This is a genomic window from Candidatus Pantoea gossypiicola (assembly GCF_008632075.1).
GTDB lineage: Bacteria > Pseudomonadota > Gammaproteobacteria > Enterobacterales > Enterobacteriaceae > Pantoea > Pantoea gossypiicola.
Map to the genome: position 1 here is coordinate 118,630 of NZ_VWVM01000001.1, position 22,169 is coordinate 140,798.

Annotated in this window: 19 protein-coding genes and 1 riboswitch; of the genes, 8 read left to right on the forward strand and 11 right to left on the reverse strand. The window is 54.9% G+C overall.

Features of this window, described 5'->3' with window-relative positions:
• Positions 1-16: 16 nt before the first annotated feature.
• Positions 17-113: riboswitch (TPP riboswitch) on the reverse strand.
• 592 nt (positions 114-705) lie between these two features.
• On the forward strand, positions 706-1,665 hold the full coding sequence (locus tag F3I20_RS00510) for an AEC family transporter (protein WP_150037005.1): 960 nt from the start codon (positions 706-708) through the stop codon (positions 1,663-1,665).
• Positions 1,666-1,719: 54 nt separating this feature from the next.
• On the opposite strand, the gene ahpF is transcribed toward F3I20_RS00510, so the two are convergent.
• Both ahpF and ahpC read right to left on the reverse strand, forming a co-directional pair.
• Positions 1,720-3,288: an alkyl hydroperoxide reductase subunit F gene (gene ahpF, locus F3I20_RS00515; protein ID WP_150037004.1), complete on the reverse strand. Its 1,569-nt coding sequence runs from the start codon at positions 3,286-3,288 to the stop codon at positions 1,720-1,722.
• Between the two features lie 71 nt (positions 3,289-3,359).
• Positions 3,360-3,923 (reverse strand): alkyl hydroperoxide reductase subunit C, encoded by a 564-nt coding sequence (gene ahpC, locus F3I20_RS00520; RefSeq protein ID WP_013358496.1) that lies wholly within the window; start codon positions 3,921-3,923, stop codon positions 3,360-3,362.
• A gap of 234 nt (positions 3,924-4,157) precedes the next feature.
• On the opposite strand from ahpC, the gene F3I20_RS00525 reads away from it, so the two are divergent.
• The gene (locus F3I20_RS00525; RefSeq protein ID WP_150037003.1) at positions 4,158-4,613 is read left to right on the forward strand and encodes a GNAT family N-acetyltransferase; all 456 of its coding nucleotides are present in this window, start codon (positions 4,158-4,160) and stop codon (positions 4,611-4,613) included.
• On the opposite strand, the gene apbC is transcribed toward F3I20_RS00525, so the two are convergent.
• Positions 4,610-5,722 (reverse strand): iron-sulfur cluster carrier protein ApbC, encoded by a 1,113-nt coding sequence (gene apbC / locus F3I20_RS00530; RefSeq protein ID WP_150037002.1) that lies wholly within the window; start codon positions 5,720-5,722, stop codon positions 4,610-4,612. The genes F3I20_RS00525 and apbC overlap by 4 nt on opposite strands.
• A 177-nt stretch (positions 5,723-5,899) precedes the next feature.
• On the opposite strand from apbC, the gene metG reads away from it, so the two are divergent.
• The 6 genes from metG to sanA all read left to right on the forward strand — a co-directional run bounded on the left by metG (position 5,900) and on the right by sanA (position 13,070).
• The gene (gene metG / locus F3I20_RS00535) at positions 5,900-7,933 is read left to right on the forward strand and encodes a methionine--tRNA ligase (RefSeq protein ID WP_150037001.1); all 2,034 of its coding nucleotides are present in this window, start codon (positions 5,900-5,902) and stop codon (positions 7,931-7,933) included.
• A 227-nt stretch (positions 7,934-8,160) separates the two neighbouring features.
• Positions 8,161-8,553, forward strand: a complete 393-nt coding sequence (locus F3I20_RS00540; protein ID WP_150010420.1) for a CidA/LrgA family protein — start codon at positions 8,161-8,163, stop codon at positions 8,551-8,553.
• Positions 8,546-9,238 carry a CidB/LrgB family autolysis modulator gene (locus F3I20_RS00545; protein ID WP_150010422.1) on the forward strand — a complete coding sequence of 231 codons (693 nt, stop codon included), beginning with the start codon at positions 8,546-8,548 and terminating at the stop codon, positions 9,236-9,238. Before F3I20_RS00540 ends, F3I20_RS00545 begins: the two co-directional genes overlap by 8 nt.
• 119 nt (positions 9,239-9,357) lie before the next feature.
• Complete coding sequence (cdd, locus tag F3I20_RS00550) at positions 9,358-10,248, forward strand: cytidine deaminase (protein WP_150053158.1); 891 nt, start codon at positions 9,358-9,360, stop codon at positions 10,246-10,248.
• 269 nt (positions 10,249-10,517) lie between these two features.
• Positions 10,518-12,215, forward strand: coding sequence for an NAD-dependent malic enzyme (locus tag F3I20_RS00555; RefSeq protein WP_150037000.1), 1,698 nt, complete (start codon positions 10,518-10,520; stop codon positions 12,213-12,215).
• 135 nt (positions 12,216-12,350) lie between these two features.
• A complete protein-coding gene (gene sanA / locus F3I20_RS00560; protein ID WP_150010428.1) occupies positions 12,351-13,070 on the forward strand; it encodes an outer membrane permeability protein SanA in 720 nt (239 codons plus the stop codon).
• Between the two features lie 123 nt (positions 13,071-13,193).
• Here sanA and F3I20_RS00565 read toward each other — a convergent pair whose 3' ends face one another.
• From F3I20_RS00565 to F3I20_RS00600, 8 genes are all read right to left on the reverse strand, one after another.
• Entirely contained in the window at positions 13,194-13,445 is a 252-nt protein-coding gene (locus F3I20_RS00565; RefSeq protein ID WP_150019232.1) for a hypothetical protein, read from the reverse strand.
• Between the two features lie 408 nt (positions 13,446-13,853).
• Positions 13,854-14,864: a galactose/methyl galactoside ABC transporter permease MglC gene (mglC, locus tag F3I20_RS00570; protein ID WP_150010432.1), complete on the reverse strand. Its 1,011-nt coding sequence runs from the start codon at positions 14,862-14,864 to the stop codon at positions 13,854-13,856.
• 19 nt (positions 14,865-14,883) lie between these two features.
• Positions 14,884-16,404, reverse strand: coding sequence for a galactose/methyl galactoside ABC transporter ATP-binding protein MglA (mglA, locus tag F3I20_RS00575; RefSeq protein WP_013358507.1), 1,521 nt, complete (start codon positions 16,402-16,404; stop codon positions 14,884-14,886).
• Between the two features lie 68 nt (positions 16,405-16,472).
• Positions 16,473-17,468, reverse strand: a complete 996-nt coding sequence (gene mglB, locus F3I20_RS00580) for a galactose/glucose ABC transporter substrate-binding protein MglB (protein ID WP_150010434.1) — start codon at positions 17,466-17,468, stop codon at positions 16,473-16,475.
• 309 nt (positions 17,469-17,777) lie between these two features.
• A complete protein-coding gene (galS, locus tag F3I20_RS00585) occupies positions 17,778-18,818 on the reverse strand; it encodes an HTH-type transcriptional regulator GalS (protein WP_150059901.1) in 1,041 nt (346 codons plus the stop codon).
• 147 nt (positions 18,819-18,965) lie between these two features.
• Entirely contained in the window at positions 18,966-20,126 is a 1,161-nt protein-coding gene (gene yeiB / locus F3I20_RS00590; RefSeq protein WP_150010438.1) for a DUF418 domain-containing protein YeiB, read from the reverse strand.
• Between the two features lie 50 nt (positions 20,127-20,176).
• Positions 20,177-20,842, reverse strand: a complete 666-nt coding sequence (gene folE / locus F3I20_RS00595) for a GTP cyclohydrolase I FolE (RefSeq protein ID WP_013358511.1) — start codon at positions 20,840-20,842, stop codon at positions 20,177-20,179.
• Positions 20,843-20,966: 124 nt separating this feature from the next.
• Entirely contained in the window at positions 20,967-22,094 is a 1,128-nt protein-coding gene (locus F3I20_RS00600; RefSeq protein ID WP_150010440.1) for a YbfB/YjiJ family MFS transporter, read from the reverse strand.
• Positions 22,095-22,169 lie beyond the last annotated feature (75 nt).

Sequence of the window (22,169 nt, forward strand, 5' to 3'; positions counted from 1 at the left end):
AACAAGAAGGCGAATGCGGTCAGGCATCAGACTTCCCTACGCTGGCATTATCCAGATCAGGTAATACGGGTATTTCTCAGCCTTCACAAAGAAGGGCACCCCGAGTCGTGTTACGGCTTGCAGCATAGGCAAGCAATACCGTTAAAGCAAGCCTGGAAAATAATCGGAACTGAAACAGTTCACATGATCCCGATCAACTCTCAGCATTACAAAAAAAGGCTTAATGCTGCGGGTTAACGGGATACCTCTTTATAGGTAGCCCTGTTTATTACCCTGACGGGTAATATTTCCTGTAGTGACTCTGGTCGCCCCATAATAATTAGCCTGCTCGCAGCATCATCGTAAAAAACATTTTCTTTCATGGAGTTAAAAGCTCCGGAAGCAGAACTTCATACTATTCAGGATGTATGATGCGATTTTTAGCGCTTATTCCTCACCGCCATCGATGGCAGGATATTATTATTGAACGTTGGGGTGCTATCGCGCCAAATGGCAGATCTTATCTTTCCACCTGTATTTCCGCACACTGTGCGGGCTGCGGCGAAATCATTCATCGCGTCTATTATCGCGATATCAGTGACCAGCAGGCACGCCGCTGGTTAGGCTAGCGTCCCTGCTGCGCTCAATCCGGACACCGTTATAGTTAACAGTTAGTTAGCAATTTGTTAGTCTGATCACTAATCATCGTCTGACCAGACTTTCTCTATGCCACTGCTGTTTGAAAGCCTTAGCCATCAAATTTATCTGTCAGCTCCGCTGTTTATCCTGATTCTGCTGGGATACTGCCTGACGCGCCTGGGAAAATGGCCCGCCAGCATCAGTGAAGGGATGAACCGCTTTGTGTTTAACGTTGCGCTGCCCTGCATGCTGTTTCGGGTGATGAGCACCTTCTCGCAAAGCCCGCCGGTGGATGCACGTCTGCTGCTGGCCTTCTTCGGCAGTTGCCTGCTGGTGTTTATCGTGGGTCGGTTGCTGGCAACAAGGCTGTTTAATCTGGATGGCGTGGCGGCTTCGGTCTTTGCGCTGGGCGGCATCTTTTCTAATAACGTGATGCTGGGGATTCCGGTCGCCACGGTGTTGCTCGGGCCAGAAGCCCTGCCCCCGGTAGCGCTGGTGCTGGTGTTTAACAGCCTGATCCTCTGGACCTTACTCACCGTTTCGGTCGAGTGGGCGAAACAGGGCAGCTTCTCGCTGGAAGGCGTCTGGCGTACCCTGATTGGGGTGGTCAGGAATCCACTCATCATCGGCATTCTCAGCGGAACGGCCTGGAGTTTTCTGCAACGTCCTTTGCCGATGCTTGCCGCGGAACCGTTAAAGATGCTGGCTTCACTGGCCGCGCCCCTGTCGCTGGTCACGCTGGGCATGAGCCTGGCGCACTATCGGGTGCGGGACGGATTGAAAGAGAGCTATACCATCTGCCTGCTGAAGCTGGTACTGCAGCCAATGACGGTATGGGCTATCGCCTGGCTTACCGGCTTGCCGCCGCTGGAGAGTAAAGTGGTGGTATTGCTGGGCTCAATGGCAGTCGGAGTTAACGTCTATCTGATGTCGCAGAAGTTCAATGTCATTCCTGGCCCGGCGGCGGCGAGTATGCTGTTTTCAACAGTGTTTGCGGCGGTCACGACGCCAGTATGGATGATGCTGATGACGCTGGCGGGATACTAATAAAAAAGCCCCTCAGCACGGATGCTGAAGGGCTACTGTCTGGCTGACGAAACGTTATTCAGCAGACTTAGTACGGATCAGATAGTCAAACGCGCTCAGTGAGGCTTTGGCACCTTCGCCGCTGGCGATGATGATCTGCTTGTACGGCACGGTGGTGCAGTCACCCGCTGCGAACACGCCTTTCAGGCTGGTTTCGCATTTACCATCGATAATGATCTCACCCATTTTGTTGCGCTCAACCGCGCCTTCCAGCCATGGGGTGTTCGGCAGCAGACCAATCTGAACGAAGATACCGGAGAGCGGCAGTTCGTGGGTGGTCTGCGTCGTACGGTCGATATAGTGCAGGCCGGTCACTTTGGTGCCGTCGCCTTTCACTTCGGTGGTCTGCGCGTTCAGGATCACATCAACGTTCTTCAGGCTGCGCAGTTTATCCTGCAGCACCTGGTCGGCACGCATCTCACCGGCAAACTCCAGCAGCGTAACGTGTTCAACGATACCCGCCAGGTCAATAGCCGCTTCAACACCGGAGTTACCGCCGCCGATCACTGCCGTGCGCTTGCCTTTGAACAGCGGGCCATCGCAGTGCGGGCAATAGGTCACGCCTTTGGTGCGATACTCTTCTTCGCCCGGGACGCCCATGTTGCGCCAGCGTGCGCCGGTCGCCAGAATGATACTACGTGATTTTAATACTGCACCGGAGGCGGTTTCGATGGCGTGCAGTCCGCCCTCTTTCGCAGCCGGAATCAGTCTGATGGCGCTCTGGCTTTCGATGACGTCCACATTGTAATCATCAACGTGTGCGCGCAGTGCACCTGCCAGTTTTGCCCCTTCGGTTTTCGGCACGGAGATATAGTTTTCGATATCCACCGTATCCAGCACCTGGCCGCCAAAACGCTCGCCCAGCAGACCGGTACGGATACCTTTACGTGCTGAGTAAACCGCTGCCGCTGCGCCCGCCGGGCCGCTGCCGATAATCAGGATTTCGTAGGCATCACGCTTGTTCAGCTCTTCCGCCGCACGTTTATCGGCGTTGGTGTCTACTTTGCTGACGATTTCCGCCAGGCTCATGCGGCCCTGACCAAACTCTTTACCATTGAGGTAAACCGCTGGCACGCCCATCACATTGCGTTCCTGAATCTCATTCTGGAACAGGCCACCGTCGATAGCGGTGTGGCTGATGCGCGGGTTAATCACCGCCATCAGGTTCAGCGCCTGAACCACGTCAGGGCAGTTATGGCATGAGAGTGAATAGTACGTTTCGAAATGGAAGTCACTGTCCAGCGCCGCGATCTGATCCAGCAGGCTCTGTGCTTCTTTCGACGGATGCCCACCGGTCTGTAACAGTGCCAGCACCAGTGAGGTAAATTCGTGACCCAGTGGAGAACCGGCAAAACGCGGGCCGCTGTTCGAACCTGGGTTTGTGATCAGAAATGAGGGCTTACGCACCTGACGATCGTTCTCTTCGCGGAAGCTGACTTTGTCAGACAGGCCGGCGATATCAACCAACAGTTCACGGATCTCGGTTGATTTTGCACCCTCATCCAGGGTGGCGATCAACTCAACAGGTTTGGTTAATTTCTCAAGGTAAGCCTTGAGCTGTGTCTTCAAATTTGTGTCGAGCATAGTGATATCCTGGTCAAAAAATCGGGTGCCGCAGCACCCGATTGGAGAATGGTCGAAAGGGCGAAGCGGAATTAGATTTTGCCAACCAGGTCCAGAGACGGAGCCAGTGTTGCATCACCTTCTTTCCATTTAGCCGGGCACACTTCACCTGGGTGAGAAGCCACGTACTGAGCCGCTTTCACTTTACGCAGCAGGTCAGAGGCGTCACGGCCAATGCCTTCAGCAGTGATTTCGATGGCCTGGATAACGCCTTCCGGGTCAACGATGAACGTACCACGGTCAGCCAGACCTTCGTCTTCACGCATGATTTCAAAGTTACGGGTCAGCGCGCCAGTCGGGTCACCGATCATCGCGTACTGAATTTTCGCGATGGTGTCTGAAGAACCGTGCCAGGCTTTGTGGGTAAAGTGGGTGTCGGTAGAAACGGAGTAGATATCTACGCCCAGTTTCTGGAATTCTTCGTAATGGTCAGCCACGTCGCCCAGTTCGGTCGGGCAGACGAAGGTGAAGTCAGCTGGATAGAAGAAGAACACACTCCATTTACCTTCAACGTCTTTCTCGGTTACGTCGATGAATTCGCCGTTTTTGAATGCTGCGTTTTTGAACGGCTTGATTTTGGTATTGATAATAGACATCTGTGGCCTCCGTTAAAATATGTGATGCAGGTTACATAATTTTCGGGCCAACATCTAATACGCGGTCGTTATCAATCTGATAAACGAAAGCTATCAAACGCTGAGAGCCTGATGCTCTCTGGCCCGGCAGGCAGTGTACAGCGATTTTTGTGACATTTAACCCGCTTTATCTTTTCGCCCGTCTTCGCGAATCACTGCTAGTTTTGTAAGACCGGATTATAAGGGAGCTGACCTGTGGAAATTCGTCCGTTTACGGAAGCCGATCGTCCTTTCCTGCGCACGCTGTTTCTGGCGGCGCGACGACACAACTGGCGCTGGCTTGACGGCAGCGAGTGGCAGCTGGAAGATTTTGATGGCGTGATTCTGGGCGAAACCGTGCTGGTCGCCGAAGCTGAAGGACAGCGCGTCGGATTTGCCGGGCTACTGGAGAACGACAACTTCCTGCACAGCCTTTATGTCGATCCTGAGTGGCAGGGACGCGGCGTGGGCAGCGCGTTACTGGAAGCCGTTGAAGCACGTTTTACGTCAACCGGCGCGCTGAAGTGCCTGCAAAAGAACAAAGCGGCACAGGCGTTTTACCTGAAGCATGGCTGGAAAATGATTTCACAGGGTGAAGGCGAGCACGGCGGTTACGTGTTGATGCACTACCCGCTGGCCTCACACTATGCCAGCGGGTCGGGTCGGGCTTAAAGCGCGCGGAAGGCGATCTCGCCAGGGATGACGTCGCCCTGCCAGTAAAGCTGAGCCGCTACGCGTCCGGCCAGCTGGCGATAGAGCGCGGTAAACTCGCTGTCGGGACGGCGAATGACCGTCGGTTCACCTTCATCAAGATCTTCGCGCAGGTCAATGTGCAGCGGCAGCTGGGCCAGCAGCTGCGTCTGGTAATCCTCCACCAGTTTCTGCGCGCCGCCGGTGCCGAAAATGGGTTCGTGGTAACCACACTGACTGCAGATATGCAGGCTCATGTTTTCCACCACGCCCAGCACTGGCACATTGACCTTTTCAAACATCACCAGGCCTTTGCGGGCATCAATCAGGGCGATGTCCTGCGGTGTGGTCACCACCAGTGCGCCGGTTACCGGCACGTTCTGCGCCAGCGTCAGCTGAATGTCACCGGTGCCGGGCGGCATATCCAGCACCAGATAATCCAGCTCCGGCCACAACGTTTCGTTGAGCAGTTGCATCAGTGCTTTGCTGGCCATCGGCCCGCGCCACACCATCGCATTGTCGTCGGTTACCAGATAGCCGATGGAGTTGGTGGCCAGACCGTGCGCCATAATGGGTGCCATATGGGTGCCATCCGGCGATGTCGGGCGTTGATCCTGGGTGCCGAGCATGTTCGGCACTGACGGGCCATAGATATCGGCATCAAGAATGCCGACACGCGCACCTTCGGCTGCCAGCGCAAGCGCCATGTTTACGGCGGTGCTGGATTTTCCTACGCCGCCTTTGCCGGAACTGACCGCAATAATGTTTTTTACGCCGTTCACACCCGGCTGGTTTTTCACCCGCTTCAGGGTGGCAATATCGTGGCTGAGCCGCCAGTCGATGGCACTCGCGCCGGTCTGACGCAGCAGGTCAGCGCTGACCTGCTCTTTGAGGTCGTCGAACCCGCTGGCCCAGGCAAACGGCATCAGCAGTTCCACATGCAGCGTTCCATCCAGCTGCGCCACATGATGCAACGCCTTCAGGGCGGTGAGATTCTGCTTAAGAGTCGGATGCTCAAAGCTTCTCAATACGCCGGCCACGATAGCGCGAAGGCCCTCTGGCGTATGCGGTTCCCGGGATTGTACTGTCATCCCCTGCTCCTTATTTCTGCTGTGCTTACGCTGTGTTTCAGCAATGTATGGTCAATGATATCAGATGCTCGTGGATCTGCGGCGACTGGCAGGGGTGAATCCCTTGTGTTTACGCAGGAGAAGCCTTCAGTTACCATCTAAGCCCGTTTTTTCAATCAACAGAAAGCTACGCAAACTATGACTCAAGTCGCTAAAAAAATTCTGGTAACGTGCGCACTGCCTTACGCGAACGGATCAATCCATCTCGGCCACATGCTCGAGCATATCCAGGCAGACATTTGGGTGCGTTATCAGCGAATGCGTGGCAATCAGGTTTACTTCATCTGCGCCGACGATGCGCACGGCACACCGATCATGCTGAAAGCTCAGCAGTCAGGCATTGCACCGGAGCAGATGATTGCAGAGATGAAAAGCGAGCATGAAGCCGACTTTGCCGGTTTCAGTGTCAGCTATGACAACTATCATTCGACTCACTGCGACGAAAACCGTGAGCTGTCTGCGCTGATTTACGGCCGTCTGAAAGAGAACGGTTTTATTAAGAACCGCACCATCTCGCAGCTTTACGATCCGGAAAAAGGGATGTTTCTGCCGGACCGTTTTGTGAAAGGCACCTGCCCGAAATGTAAGTCACCTGATCAGTACGGCGACAACTGTGAAGTCTGCAGCGCGACCTACAGCCCGACCGAGCTGATCGACCCGAAATCTGTGGTGTCCGGGGCGACGCCAGTCCTGCGCGACTCCGAGCACTTCTTCTTTGATCTGCCGTCTTTCAGCGCCATGCTGCAGGCCTGGACCCGCTCCGGTGCGCTGCAGGATCAGGTGGCGAACAAAATGCAGGAGTGGTTTGAATCGGGTCTGCAGCAGTGGGATATCTCCCGCGATGCGCCTTATTTCGGCTTTGAAATCCCGGATGCGCCAGGCAAATATTTCTATGTCTGGCTGGATGCGCCTATCGGCTACATGGGCTCGTTCAAGAACCTGTGTGACAAGCGCGGCGACATCGACTTCGACGAATTCTGGCGTAAAGACTCGACGACCGAGCTGTATCACTTCATCGGTAAAGATATCGTCTACTTCCACAGCCTGTTCTGGCCCGCGATGCTGGAAGGCAGCAACTTCCGCAAGCCAAACAACCTGTTTGTACACGGCTATGTCACCGTCAACGGTGCCAAGATGTCGAAGTCGCGCGGCACCTTTATTAAGGCCAGCACCTGGCTGCAGCATCTGGATGCCGATAGCCTGCGTTACTACTACGCGGCAAAACTCTCTTCACGCATCGACGATATCGACCTGAATCTGGAAGATTTCGTCCAGCGCGTGAATGCTGATATCGTGAACAAAGTGGTTAACCTGGCGTCACGTAACGCGGGCTTCATCACTAAACGCTTTGACGGCAAACTGGCGGCTGAGCTGGCCGATCCGGCGCTCTATCAGACCTTCGTGGATGCCTCAGAGAAGATTGGTGACGCCTGGGCCAGCCGTGAATTCAGCCGTGCGATTCGTGAAATCATGGCGCTGGCTGACCTGGCGAACCGTTATGTCGATGAGCAGGCTCCGTGGGTGGTGGCGAAGCAGGAAGGCCGCGATGCCGACCTGCAGGCGATCTGCTCAATGGGCATTAACCTGTTCCGCATTCTGATGACCTGGCTGAAGCCGGTGCTGCCTTCCCTGAGCGCACGCGCCGAAGATTTCCTGAAGTGCGAGCTGAGCTGGGATGCGATTGCGCAGCCGCTGCTGGATCATCAGGTTGCGCCGTTCAAAGCGCTCTACAGCCGCATTGAGATGGCGAAGGTTGAGGGACTGATTGCGGCCTCGAAAGAGGATGCCGCTGCGGCCAGTGCACCGGCCGCCACGGGTCCGCTGGCCGATGCGCCGATCGGTGAAACCATCACCATTGATGATTTCGCTAAAGTCGATATGCGCGTCGCGCTGATTGAGCAGGCGGAACTGGTGGAAGGTTCGGACAAGCTGCTGCGTCTGCAACTTGACCTGGGCGGGGAAAAGCGTCAGATCTTCTCCGGCATCCGTGCCGCTTATCCTGATCCGTCAGTGCTGGTCGGTAAAATGACCATCATCGTCGCCAACCTCGCACCACGTAAGATGCGCTTCGGTATCTCTGAAGGCATGGTGCTGTCAGCGGGTCCGGGCGGCAAAGATCTGTTTGTCCTCTCCGTCGACAGCGGTGCTGTGCCGGGTATGCCGGTTAAGTAATCGCCTGTCGATGCTTAACAGATTAAGCGCAGTGCCATTCTGAACCCTTCGCGCCGTATCACTGGCGCGAAGGGTTATTTTCCCCCTTCACATTCTCACTGCTACAGCCCCGCTTCCTTCTGCTGAATCCCTTTGCCCGTTGCTGCTACTCCGCGGCATAAATGTGATCGCTAGCACGCTAAGCGGTTAATGCGTATGATGAAGCTCAGTAAAAACAGGAGCCTGCCATGCTCACCGTGCTGTCTGTCTGCGGGCGCTATCTGCGCGCCTTTATCATCATTTATCTCTGCCTGTATGCCGGAATCGGCATCGCCTCGCTGCTGCCCATTAAACTGCCCGGCAGCATTATTGGGATGCTAATTCTGTTCGCCCTGCTGGCATCGCAGATCCTGCCGGTCAGTTGGGTGAAACCGGGCTGCCATCTGCTGATTCGCTATATGGCGCTGCTGTTTGTGCCGATCAGCGTCGGGGTGATGAGCTACACCGATATTCTGACCGCACAGTTTGGCCCGATTGTTGTCTCCTGTGTCGTCAGTACCTTCCTGGTGCTCTCTGTTGTCGGCGTCAGCGCCCATCAGCTTCACAGCCGCCGTCCGGCCGGAGAGTCAGCCGATGAGTGAAATGTGGTGGTCACTGCCCCTGACGCTGGCGGCTTTTTTTCTGGCGCGTAAGCTGGCGTTACGACTGAAAATCTCGTTGCTTAATCCACTGCTGGTCTCCATGGGGATAATTATCCCGATACTGCTGCTGTTGCAGCTTCCTTACTCGCGCTATTTCGCAGGCAGCCAGATTCTTAATCAGCTGCTGCAACCGGCTGTGGTCGCGCTGGCACTGCCGCTGTATGAGCAGATGCATCAGATTCGTGCCCGCTGGAAATCGATTATTGGTGTCTGCTTTATCGGCAGCCTGACCGCCATGATCTCAGGCACCGCCATTGCCCTGTGGATGGGTGCCACACCCGACATTGCCGCCACCATCGTGCCTAAATCCGTGACAACGCCCATCGCGATGGCCGTCTCCGGTTCGCTGCACGGCATTCCCGCCATCAGCGCCATCTGCGTGCTGATTGCCGGTGTACTGGGTGCGGTATTCGGACACACGGTGCTGAACCTGCTGGGCGTGAAATCGAAAGCAGCGCGCGGACTGGCAATTGGCAATGCGTCGCATGCGCTAGGCACGGCGCGTGCCGCGGAACTTGACTATCAGGAAGGCGCATTCAGCTCACTGGCGCTGGTGATCTGCGGCATCATCACCTCTCTGCTGGCACCGTTTATTTTTCCGCTGCTGATGCACTGGTTTAGCTGAAAGTTTGCGAGAGATCTCGCAAAGTTGAAACATGCAACACAGGTTACATTGTCAGAGCGATGTGGATCACATATAAACCGGTGACTGGCACATCGCCTGCTGAATTTAATGAGGCTCACATGCATTCCCGTTTCCTCTCTGCTTTTGAGGCATTGCCGTCAACGCTGCAAACTGCACTTGCTCCCCTGTTGAACGATCCTGACTTTCATGCGGTACTCAGTGCCGACCAGGTCACCTCACTGCAACAACAGACACAAATGGAGGCCGATGCGCTGGCGCTGGCGCTGCTGCCCCTCGCGGCCTCCTGTGCCGTTGCTACCGTGTCACATTTTAACGTTGGGGCGATAGCCCGCGGCGTCAGCGGCAACTGGTACTTTGGCGCTAACATGGAATTTGTCGGTACGCCGATGCAGCAGACGGTTCACGCCGAGCAGAGCGCCATTACCCATGCGTGGCTGCGCGGAGAGCGCCAGCTCGAGACCATCACCGTTAACTACACGCCGTGCGGTCACTGCCGACAGTTTATGAACGAGCTGAACAGCGGCACCAACATTCGCATCAGCCTGCCACAACGCGCAATCAGCACCCTGGCCGATTATCTGCCGGATGCCTTTGGTCCGCGCGATCTGGACATTACGACCTTCCTGATGGACGAGGTGGATCACGGCTATGTGGCCGAGGGCGATGACCTGGTGCAGGCTGCGGTTGCCGCCGCTAATGCCAGCCACGCGCCCTATAGCCAGTCCCACGCGGGTGTTGCGCTGCTGACCACGGATGGCGCGATTGTCGCCGGACGCTATGCGGAAAATGCCGCATTTAACCCGAGCTTCCCGCCGCTTCAGGCGGCACTGGTTCTGCTGAACATGCAGGGCGGCGATGTTCGTCAGATAAAAAAAGCGGTATTAGCCGAAGTGGAAAATGCCACGTTAAGCCAGTTCGCCGCCACGCAGGCGACGCTTGAGACATTTGGTTGCGGTGAGCTGCTACAGGTAACGCTGTACAAAGCATAACCCGCTGTCAGGGCGGCCACAGTTTTGTGAGCTTTTATTAACAAACGCTGTACTTCTGCGGGAAATTTCATAGGATCTGGCGCCAGAATTCACGTCATTACAAATTACTCTGAATAATTCAGGTTGCAGGATAGCAGCACGGTCGTGACTGTTTTTGCAGCGGTTACCCTGCCGCTGCCGGACCTGCAGTCTGAGCTATAACGGGTAAGAAAACTGGCGCTACCTTTCCGGCGTGACGCCAGACAACACTGCAACCGGAGCATTACCGCATGGAACTCGACTACGAAAGTAAACGCCCGCTATACATCCCTTATGCTGGCCCGATTTTGCTGGAATTTCCCCTTCTGAACAAAGGCAGCGCCTTTAGCATCGAAGAACGTAACGAATTCAACCTCAACGGTCTGCTGCCAGAAGCGGTGGAATCAATTGAAGAGCAGGCGCAGCGTGCCTGGCGTCAGTTCCAGGACTTCAAAAACAATAACGATAAGCATGTCTACCTGCGTAACATCCAGGACACCAACGAAACACTCTTCTACCGCCTGCTGGACAACCATCTCGAAGAGATGATGCCGATTATCTACACCCCGACCGTGGGCGCAGCCTGCGAACACTTCTCTGAAATCTACCGTCGTGCGCGTGGCGTGTTCATCTCCTACCCTAACCGCGACCGCATCGAAGATATGCTGCAAAACGCCACCAAGCAGAATGTGAAGGTGATTGTAGTGACCGATGGCGAGCGCATCCTGGGCCTGGGCGATCAGGGCATCGGTGGGATGGGTATTCCGATTGGTAAGCTGTCACTCTATACCGCCTGTGGCGGCATCAGCCCCGCTTACACCCTGCCAGTGGTGCTGGATGTTGGCACCAACAACCAGCAGTTGCTGAACGATCCGCTCTATATGGGCTGGCGTCATCCGCGCATTACTGGTGAAGAGTACGACGCGTTCGTGAACGAATTTATTCAGGCTGTTAAGCGCCGCTGGCCGAAAGTACTGTTGCAGTTTGAAGATTTCGCCCAGAAGAACGCCATGCCGCTGCTGAACCGCTATCGCGATGAAGTCTGCTGCTTTAACGATGATATTCAGGGCACCGCCGCCGTAACCGTCGGTACGCTGATTGCCGCCAGTCGTGCAGCCGGTAGCCGCCTGTGCGAGCAGAAAGTGGTGTTCCTGGGTGCCGGTTCTGCAGGCTGTGGTATCGCTGAACAGATCATCGCGCAGATGAAATCAGAAGGCCTGAGCGACGAAGAAGCACGTGGCCGGGTGATGATGGTGGATCGCTTTGGTCTGCTGACGGACAAACTGCCTAATCTGCTCGATTTTCAGAGCAAGCTGGTGCAGAAGAGCGAAAGACTGCAGCACTGGGATGTCACCAATGATGCAATCTCGCTGCTGGATGTGGTGCGTAATGCTCAGCCCGATATTCTGATTGGTGTTTCCGGCCAGCCAGGCCTGTTCACCGAAGAGATCATCCGCGAGATGCATAAGCACTGTAAGCGCCCTATTGTAATGCCGCTGTCGAACCCGACATCACGCGTGGAAGCGACGCCAGCCGATATTATCGCCTGGACTGATGGTGCTGCGCTGGTCGCAACCGGCAGCCCATTCTCGCCGGTGAGCTGGAACGGTAAAACCTACCCGATTGCGCAGTGCAACAACTCCTACATCTTCCCAGGCATTGGTCTGGGTGTGATTGCCGCAGGTGCCAGCCGCGTTACCGATACGATGCTGATGACCGCCAGCCGCGCGCTCGCCGACTGCTCTCCGCTGGTGAATGAAGGCGAAGGCCCGGTACTGCCTGAGATTAGAGATATTCAGGGCGTGTCGAAAATCATTGCGATGGAAGTGGGTAAAGCCGCTCAGCTGGCGGGTGTCGCCGTGGTGACCTCAGAAGATGTGTTGTCACAGGCTATCGCCAACAACTTCTGGCTGCCGCAGTATCGTCACTATCGCCGTACCTCGATTTAATCCTCAGCCTGCCGGACCTGATGTGGTCCGGCAGTGTTCAAAAAGCGCACAGCCAGCCGGCAGTAACTTGCTTCGCTGCGGCTGCTCAAGTAGCCTTGTCCCATCTCAACATTCTGACATCGAGTCTCCAGGCGCATGCTGAAACGCGTTTTCATTGGTCTGCTTTTCATCATCTTACTGATGGTGGCAACGGCGCTCGGCCTTGATCGCTGGATCAGCTGGAAAACTGCGCCTTTTATCTACGAAAATGTCGCTTCATTGCCGCATCGTCAGGTGGGTGTGGTTCTGGGCACGGCGAAATATTATCGTACCGGCGTGATCAATCAGTATTACCTCTATCGTATGCAGGGCGCACTTAATGCCTATAACAGCGGCAAGGTGAATTATCTGCTGCTGAGCGGTGACAACGCGCTGCAAAGCTATAACGAGCCGATGACGATGCGCCGCGATCTCATTAAAGCCGGTGTCGATCCGGCGGATATCGTGCTCGATTATGCCGGATTCCGGACGCTGGATTCGATTGTTCGCACCCGCAAAGTGTTCGATACCAACGATTTCATTATTATCACGCAACGCTTCCATTGTGAGCGCGCGCTGTTCATCGCCTTACAGCTGGGCATTCAGGCGCAGTGTTATGCGGTGCCCTCACCGAAAAACATGCTGAGCGTGCGCTTCCGTGAGGTCGGTGCCCGCCTGGGTGCGCTGGTGGATCTCTTCCTGCTTAAGCGTGAACCCCGTTTCTTAGGCCCGCTGGTGCCGATTCCCGCCGTGCGAACCGTTCCGGATGATGCGCAGAGTTATCCTGCTGTGACGCCGGAACAGCTGCTGGAGCTGGAACAGAAGCTGCGGAAATAGCTGACGTTCAGCGGTTTAATGAAACTCTGTTATATGCGCTGAGCTGCAGTCTGGCAGCAAGGTACAAGTCTCAGGGAGCATACGCCTTTCGCAAAGACGCAAAAGACGCCATCCCTGGCAGGCTCAGCGCGGGCGATTACGCACCTCATCCCTGAGGTGCGCCCGTAAACGAGCCAACGCTTCGCGTTGTTCAAAAACGCTCCCGGCGTTTTTAGTACGCACCTCATCCCTGAGGTGCGCCCGTAAACGTGCCAATGCTTCGCGTTGTTCAAAAACGCTCCCGGCGTTTTTAGTACGCACCTCATCCCTGAGGTGCGCCCGTAAACGTGCCAACGCTTCGCGTTGTTCAAAAACGCTCCCGGCGTTTTTGTCCATGGCCCGCGATGCTTTGCTACAGGCGTATGCTCCCATCGTTTTAAGTGGGTGAGTCGTCTGTTTGAATTCCCTGAGGCTTAGGCGAATCTAACAGCAATAAATAAGCCTGAAGCGCAGGGAACAGGGTCAGAAGAGGAAAGCGTCCCGCGCCAGGACGGCGCGGGCCGAGCGTGTCATGGATGACGGCTTTTGCGTCTTTCCGATCTGACCCTGTTCCCTGCGCATACTTTGTCTAACAGCAATGCCCCCAGCACTTTCCTATAAACTAAGCAGGTCGAGAGTATCGATGATAGCGTCTTTCCGATCTGACCGTGTTCCCTTCGCATACTCCGTCTTAAAGCGACGACCCCAGCATTACCCCCATAAAAAAAGCGACCCGAAGGTCGCTTCCTTAGCGTTGAATAAAACTTACTTCTTACGAGAATATTTCAGTGAATCCAGCGCCACCGCGAAGATGATGATGCCGCCCTTAATGATGTACTGCCAGTAAGGATTCACGCCGATATAGGTCAGACCATAGTTGATAACGGTGAAGATCAGCACACCGGTGACAACACCCGCCACACTACCCACACCACCGGCGAAGGAAACGCCGCCGACCACACAGGCCGCAATCGCATCCAGCTCATACATAAAGCCAAGGTTGTTGGTGGCAGAACCGATACGACCCGCCTCCAGCATCCCGCCAAAGGCGTAGAACACACCCGACAGGGCATAAATCATGATCAGGTTCAACGGCACGTTCACGCCTGATACTTTCGCCGCTTCCGGGTTACCGCCGATAGCAAAAATGTTTTTACCGAAGCGGGTTTTGTTCCACAGAATCCAGACGAAAATAATGGCAATGACGGCATAGAACGTGATGAACGAGAGTTTAAAATCACCAAAGCGTAAGAAACCCTGAGTAAATTTCGAGAACCCTGCGTCAAAACCAGCAATCGGTGAAGCACCCACGTAGTCGTAATAGAGTGAGTTGATACCGTAAACGATAATCATAGTGCCCAGCGTGGTGATAAATGGCGTTACCTTCAGATAAGCAATAATCACACCATTCACCAGACCAATTACGCCGCCGATGATGCAAACGGTCAGGATAACCAGCGGAATTGGCACCGTATCCAGCGTCGGGAAGACTTTGTTCGCGTTATCCATCGCCTGCAATAGCGTCGCTGCCACAACCGCCGCCAGACCAACCTGACGCCCGGCTGACAGGTCAGTACCCTGGGTCACAATCAGACCCGCCACACCCAGTGCAATAATAATGCGCACCGAAGATTGGGTCAGAATATTACTCAGGTTCATCAAACTTAAAAATGTCGGATCCTGGAAAATAATAATAGCCAGCAATACCAGCAGAACGACATAAATGCCGCCCTCTTTTAACCAGGTTAGCGCATTCTTTTTTGTAGTCGCTTTCATGTTAACAGCCCTTGCTTCATTAAAGGTGTAATGACGCTAAACGCAATATTTCGTTCTGCGTGGTCGTTTTGGTATCAACTATGCCTGCTACCAGACCATTACTCATTACCAGAATACGATCGGTAATGCCTAACAGCTCCGGCATTTCGGATGAGATAATAATGATGCCCTTTTCTCTTTTCGCCAGCTCAGCAATCAGCTGGTAAATTTCGAATTTCGCACCAACATCAATACCGCGTGTTGGTTCATCAAGCATCAGGATTTCAGGCTGGGTCAATAACCAGCGGCCAATAATCACTTTTTGCTGGTTACCGCCCGAAAGCGAACCAATTTGTGTATGATGCCCTGGGGTTTTAACGCGCATTGAATCGATAACCCATTGGGTATCACTCTTCATGCGTTTATTATCCAGCAGTCCCATACTGTTTTTATATTTTTTAATATTGGAAATAAGCGAGTTAAAACCAATATCCAGGTAAGCATAAATACCGGTCGAACGACGTTCTTCAGTCACCAGCGCAAAACCGTGGTTAATGGCTTCATTGGCGCTGTGATTGTTAATCGGTTTGCCATGCAGTTTAATGGTGCCGCCCGATTTTTCGCGAATGCCAAACAGCGTTTCGACGATATCGGTACGTTTCGCCCCCACCAGCCCGGCAATGCCGAGTATCTCCCCTTTACGCAGATCAAATGAGATGTCGCGAATAGATGGCTGACGCAGTGACGTCAGATTACGCACCTCAAGAATCGTCTCGCCTGGCACGTTGGTACGGTCAGGGAAACGCTGGTTCAGTGAACGGCCGACCATCATGGCGATGATCTTATCCATATCCAGCCCTTCCAGCGGCTGAGAGGTGATCCACTGACCATCACGCAGAATCGTGATCTCATCACACAGCTGGAAAATCTCTTCCATCTTGTGCGAAATATAAACAATGCCACAGCCGCGATCTTTCAGCTTACGAATAATCGTGAACAGGTGATTCACCTCTTTCTCGGTTAACGAGGAAGTCGGCTCATCCATAATCACAATTTTCGCGTCGTAGGAGAACGCTTTAGCAATTTCAATCATCTGCATCTGTGACACAGAAAGATTGGCAACTTTGTCGCGCGGATCGATATCGATATCCAGCTCGTCAAAAATCGCCTTAGTGTCCTGGTACATCTTATCCTGATCGACAAAGAAGCCTTTGCGCGGATAACGCCCCAGCCACATGTTGTCCATCACGGTACGCTGCAGAACCAGGTTTAATTCCTGATGCACCATCGACACGCCATTTTCCAGCGCCTCTTTAGAGCTTTTATAGTCGATCTCTTTACCCTGAAACAGGATACTGCCGGTATCTTTTTTATAAATACCAAACAGGCATTTTAATAAGGTGGATTTCCCGGCACCGTTCTCGCCCATTAATGCATGAACAGAGTGAGGCCGCACTTTCAGATTCACATTATCTAACGCTTTAACGCCGGGAAATGATTTTGAAACATTCGTCATTTCCAGCAAATATTCTCGCTGCGCGGTCGTGTTATCACTGGCCATATTTTACCTGGCTAAAAAACGGTGGTGACATAAAAAAGGCGCGACAGCAGTCGCGCCCGTAATCGATCTTATTTCGAGAACTGAGACAGATTTTCTTTATCAACCGGCACGTAAGGAACGCGGACGATCTTATCGACCATCTTAAAGTTCGTTCCGTCGGTTGCCGCTTTGCCATTCGCCAGGTTGTTGGCAATATCCAGCGTCGCTTTCGCCTGGTTTTCCGCATCGTTCAGCACAGTACCGGCCAGTGCACCAGATTTCACCAGTGCCATCGCTTCTGGCAGGGCATCGACGCCGAAGACCGGGATAGAAGTCATGTTGTGCGCTTTCAGCGCTTCAACGGCCCCCATCGCCATCGCATCGTTGTTGGCAATCACAACTTCAATTTTCTTCGCGTTCGGGCCTGACAGCCACGCATCCATCTTATCTTTGGCCTGAGCGGTATCCCACATCGCCGTATCCATCGCTAACTGCTGCGTCTTCAGACCATCTTTGTTCAGGGTGTCGATAACATATTTAGTACGGGCTTCAGCATCTGGGTGGCCTGGCTCGCCTTTCAGCAGGACGAACTGAATGGTGCCATCTTTGTTCAGATCCCAGGCTGGGGTCGCTTTCCAGTGCTTCTCGATCAGCTGACCCTGGATGATTCCGGACTCTTTGGAGTCGGTGCCGACATAGTAAGCTTTGTCATAACCGGCCAGAACTTTAGCGTTCGGTTCTTTGTTGAAGAAGACAACCGGCACATCATTAGCACGCGCTTTGTCTACCACGACTGCAGCAGCAGCCGGGTCTACCAGGTTAATCGCCAGCGCTTTCACGCCTTTTGCCATCAGCACGTCCACCTGATCGTTCTGTTTGGACTGGTCGTTCTGCGAGTCATTCATCAGCAGCTGTACGCCACCGATCGTTTTCGCTTCTTTCTCGATATCTTTGCGCACCATTGACATGAAGTTGTCATCATATTTGTAAATGGTCACGCCGATACGGGTGTCAGCTGCGTGAGCGGTTGCACCAAACATCATGCTGGCAACCAGTGCTGTAAGCGTGAAAACCTTCTTATTCATGGTATCTCCGGTTTTATTATGCAGGGTCTTTTTAGCGCTGCCGCGAAACGTGCGGGAGCGCAATCGGTAAAACAGATCGGCGCGTTGGCTAACTTACTGAAGATGTTAAGCTGTTAAACACCGTCTAAAACCTGACTTCCCTGTGCCAGAACGCTTCCATGAAGAGGGTATAAACCCTTTAACCGGCTACTGAGACCACAACTGATGCCGTTACACTGGCGTTACATAATGTTTCAGTCCGGTAAGACGCTGCCATCATAGTGAGGGCAATGTTAATTAACTGTGAATACAATCACAGATTGAAAACGGTTACATGCCTGAATCGCCTGAATTAGTGACGGACTCCACATTTTGTCGCTGCGCCACCGAATGACGCCGCACCAGGGTTGGCATAAAGATGTGCGTTGCGGTGTCATCAAGCAGTCCGGCTGCGCCCTGCAGTGCCAGCTCAGTGGCGATTTTTGCCATAGAAACAATGGGATAGCGCACAGTGGTTAATTGCGGATCGGTGTAACGGGAAATCGGGATATCATCAAAGCCGATGACAGAAAAATGCTGTGGTACCTGAATGCCGTTGTCTTTCAGCGCAGTGAGTGCGCCAGCCGCCATGCCGTCGTTATAGGCAAACACCGCAGTCAGGTTGAGGTTGCGCCCCAGCAGTTCCACCATTGTCGCTTCGCCCCCCTGCATATCTGGCTCTGCGCTGGCGATCCAGCTCTCCTGCGGCCGTATGCCCTGCTCTGCCATCGCCTGCATCCACCCTTCACGGCGCTGCGCAACATCCTCGATGGGATGGCTGGAGCAGAGATAGCCAATGCGGCTATGCCCCTGTTGCAACAGGGTTCTTGAGGCCATCAGCGCCCCGGTGACGTTATCCAGGCTGACGCTGCGGTGTTCGAATCCGGGGATGATACGGTTAATTACCACCATGCCAGGCACGTGCTGCATAAAGTCCGCCAGCTCCGCGTCTGGCAGTGTTTTCGCGTGAACCACCAGGGCGCTGCAGCGCTGCCGGATCAGCACCTCAATAGCATGACGCTCTTTCTCTTCCTGATGCCAGGAGTTGCTGATTAACACATGCTTGTGCACGCGCTGCGCCACGGTATCCACTGCTTTAACCAGCGCTCCGAAGAAGGGATCGGAAACATCCATCACCACCACCCCGATCGTATCACTGACCTGCGTCGCCAGCGCCTGGGCGTTGGCGTTGGGGCGATAGCCCAGCGCCTCAACCGCCTGTAACACGGCGTCGCGGGTATCAGAGGTGACGGCGCTGCTCTGATTAAGGACGCGCGACACGGTCGCCACTGACACGCCAGCCTGACGGGCAACATCACGAATAGTTATCATGCAGCAGTTCCAGAAAGGAAAAATAGGGCATCACGCCGGGTTGAACACCGGCGCTATTCTGTCAGGGGCGGGAGGCGTGCAGCGTGAATTGCGTCACATCAATGAAAACGGTTACATACAATTCTGTAACCTTTGTGATGGCGGTCATTATCTGGCGTTGTCAGTCAGGCGTGATTTGCCGGCTGAGAGCAGCGTAAGCCGCCGCCACAACCATTCCAGCGGACCCTGTGCGAAGAAATGTAACCAGATGAGTGAAAACAGGATATTGATGAGCCACACCGCAGGCACCATCAGCACCAGTTCCAGCCGGGTGAAATGCATGTAGAAGCCAAAGCGATAGAACAGCGTGGTGCAGATGAGCGTTTGCAGCAGGTAATTGGTCAGCGCCATACGGCCCACGCACTGCATGGCGTGGCTGATGCGCCATTGAGAAATCTGTGGCCAGTAAGCCAGACAGAGCGCGGCATAGCCCAGGCTAATCAGCGGGCTGGCAAGATCGCGCGGGGCCTGCAGGTAAAAAGCCGTCCAGCGGAACTCCCAATGTAACAGCCATTGCGCGGCCACACCGGCTACCGCAATGGAGAAGCCCATTGTCAGCAGCAGGGCCGCTGCCTGACGATAATGGCGGAGGGGAAATTCCCCTGTCAGCCAGCCGCTGCGCAGCAGTGCGCCACCCATCATCATTAAGCCCGCCAGCTGCCAGCCATACTGAGCCGCCAGCGCCATCAGTCCTGATGAGAGATGATCCAGCCGGTTCTGTATCGCTTCCCAGCCGCCGCTCAGTTTCCAGTATTGCTCATATTGCAGATCGGCAGCACCCGGCAGCCAGGATCGCGTCGGTTCGGGATCCGAGATCGACCCAAACACCAGCAGCACGCCGCAGCCCACCAGATAAAGCAGAATGCCGGTATGCATCAGGCTGCGGGTTGATGGGACATCACGTAGCACCCGCCAGACCACCAGCCCGATGATGCCGTAATCCAGCAGGATGTCGCCTTCCCAGAGAAAGACACCATGCAGAAAACCGATGAGTACCAGAATGGAAAGCCGGGCAGTCAGCCAGCGACTGCCGCGCGGCAGCTGCATTTGCAGACCTGCGCCAAACAACAATGCAAACAGGGTGAGGAATTTGAGCTGAGCAAAGGCGTCAGAGAGTGCCCAGGTCCAGACGTCGGAGAGACTGACACTGCCCTGCCAGGCCGGATTCAGGTAAGCAGCAGAAGGCAGGCCGAAGCCCACAATATTGAGCAGCAGGATGCCGAGAATGGCACATCCACGAATGAAATCCAGCGCGTGATAGCGTTGCATGCGGCACCCTGCCCCATTGAGGCGGGCAGCATTATGCGCCCGCCGTTAACTCAACTATGGCGTACCGCGCGCAAAAATTCCTGGCGGGTGTTCTGACTGGACTTGAACAGGCCGCCCAGAGAGGTCGTGGTGGTGGCGCTGGTCGCATCTTTGACGCCACGCGCTTTCACACAGTAATGTACCGCATCAATCGAGACAGCAACGTTGTTGGTGCCCAGCAGCGTCTGCAAGGCCACCAGAACCTGCTGCGTCAGGCGCTCCTGCACCTGCGGACGCTGGGCGAAGAACTGCACGATGCGGTTGATTTTCGACAGCCCAATCACCTTTTCCTTGGGAATATAGGCGACGGTGGCTTTGCCATCGATAATCACAAAGTGGTGTTCACAGGTGCTGGTCAGGGTGATATCACGCACGGTCACCATCTCATCAACCTTCATTTTATTCTCAATGACGGTGATTTTCGGGAAGTTGGCGTAATCGAGACCGGAAAAAACCTCGTCCACATACATTTTGGCGATGCGATGTGGCGTTTCCATCAGGCTGTCATCTTCAAGATCCAGATTCAGCAGCTGCATGATTTCCGTCATGTGCCCGGCAATCAGGCTTTTACGCGTCTCTTTATCTATGTCGCGCGTCGGTGCACGTAACGGCGTTTCCAGTCCACGCGCCAGCAGCGCTTCATGAACCAGGGCAGCTTCCTGACTTAGGGTGCTCATCTACTCTTCTCCGGCTGGTGTTGCGCCCGCAAGCTTTTGCCTGCGAGCCCTGTAATCAGGCGCGTATTGTGAAACTTTCTTTGCGGGGAATCCAGCAATCAATAAGATTGGTGATGAAAGCTTTTCACTCATATCTTCGCCAGACAAGCAGGCCTGCCCACACCAGGCTGGCCCCGGCTACCCACAGGGCAGGCTCCAGCCGGTGTAACAGGGCAGTAGAGAGAAAAGAGAGCAGCGGACCGACCAGCTGTCCGACTGCATAGCCGGTGGTGAGCAACCCGGCCATGTAACGCAGATGGTTGGGGGCCAGTTCGCGGGCGCAGAGCAGCGACAGCTGCACGACGCTGAGGAAGCCGCCGCCGACCAGCAGCGCCCCGGCCAGCAGACCACTAAAGCCCGGCAGCAGTGCCGCAGCAAAAACGCCGAGTGCCTGTGCCCAGAATACTATCGCCAGTCTGACATGACTGTGCCCCCAGCGCCGCGTCAGGATCCCCAGCAGGATGCCGACCATCGCCGCACCGCCAAATATCGGCCAGACAAACTGCGCGAAGATGCCGTCAGGAAAACGCGTAGCGGCCATCTGCGACAAAAAGGTGGCGGGCAGGATATAACCAAAACCCGCCAGACTGTAACTCAGCACCAGACGTTTCAGGTTGCGATCCAGCACCAGCGGCTCCGGGGCCTGATCCGGGCGATGCAGCTCGCCCCGACGCGGCAGGTTACGGGTAATCAGTGCAATCAGCAGCAGTGCCAGCGTACCGTAAGCGGCCCAGGCCAGCCCCGCGGGGACCTGCAGCTGGTGCAGCGTCACCCCCAGCAGGCCGCTGACAAAGATGCCGCAGCCTGGCCCGGCAAACACGGCCGCCGACAGCCCTGCCCGGCCATGCCGATGCAGCTGTTCGTTGCTCCAGGCCGCCACCAGCACCATCGCCCATCCACTGGCCCAGCCAATCAGAAAGCGTATCGCACCGTGCAGCCACGGTCCGGTTGCCAGTGCAGAGAGCAGTGTCAGGATGACTGCGCCCCACACGCCCGCCTGCAAACGCAGCTCGACCCGCCGGTGCGCACGCATGGCATCAAACGAGCCACACAGATAGCCAAGATAGTTAAGCGCAGCGACCAGGCTGGCACTGGTAAGCGTCAGCTGGTGCGTCTGGATCATCAGCGGCACCTGCGGCGTAAAGGCGAATCGCCCGATGCCCATCGCCACAAATAAGGTTAAAAACGCGCTGAGCGCGACGCGTAACGCCATGGCTGAACTCCTGTTGTCCTGCTCTGAGATCTCGTGTGACTTGCTAACAGCATGCAGGATGATTAAACTCACGGA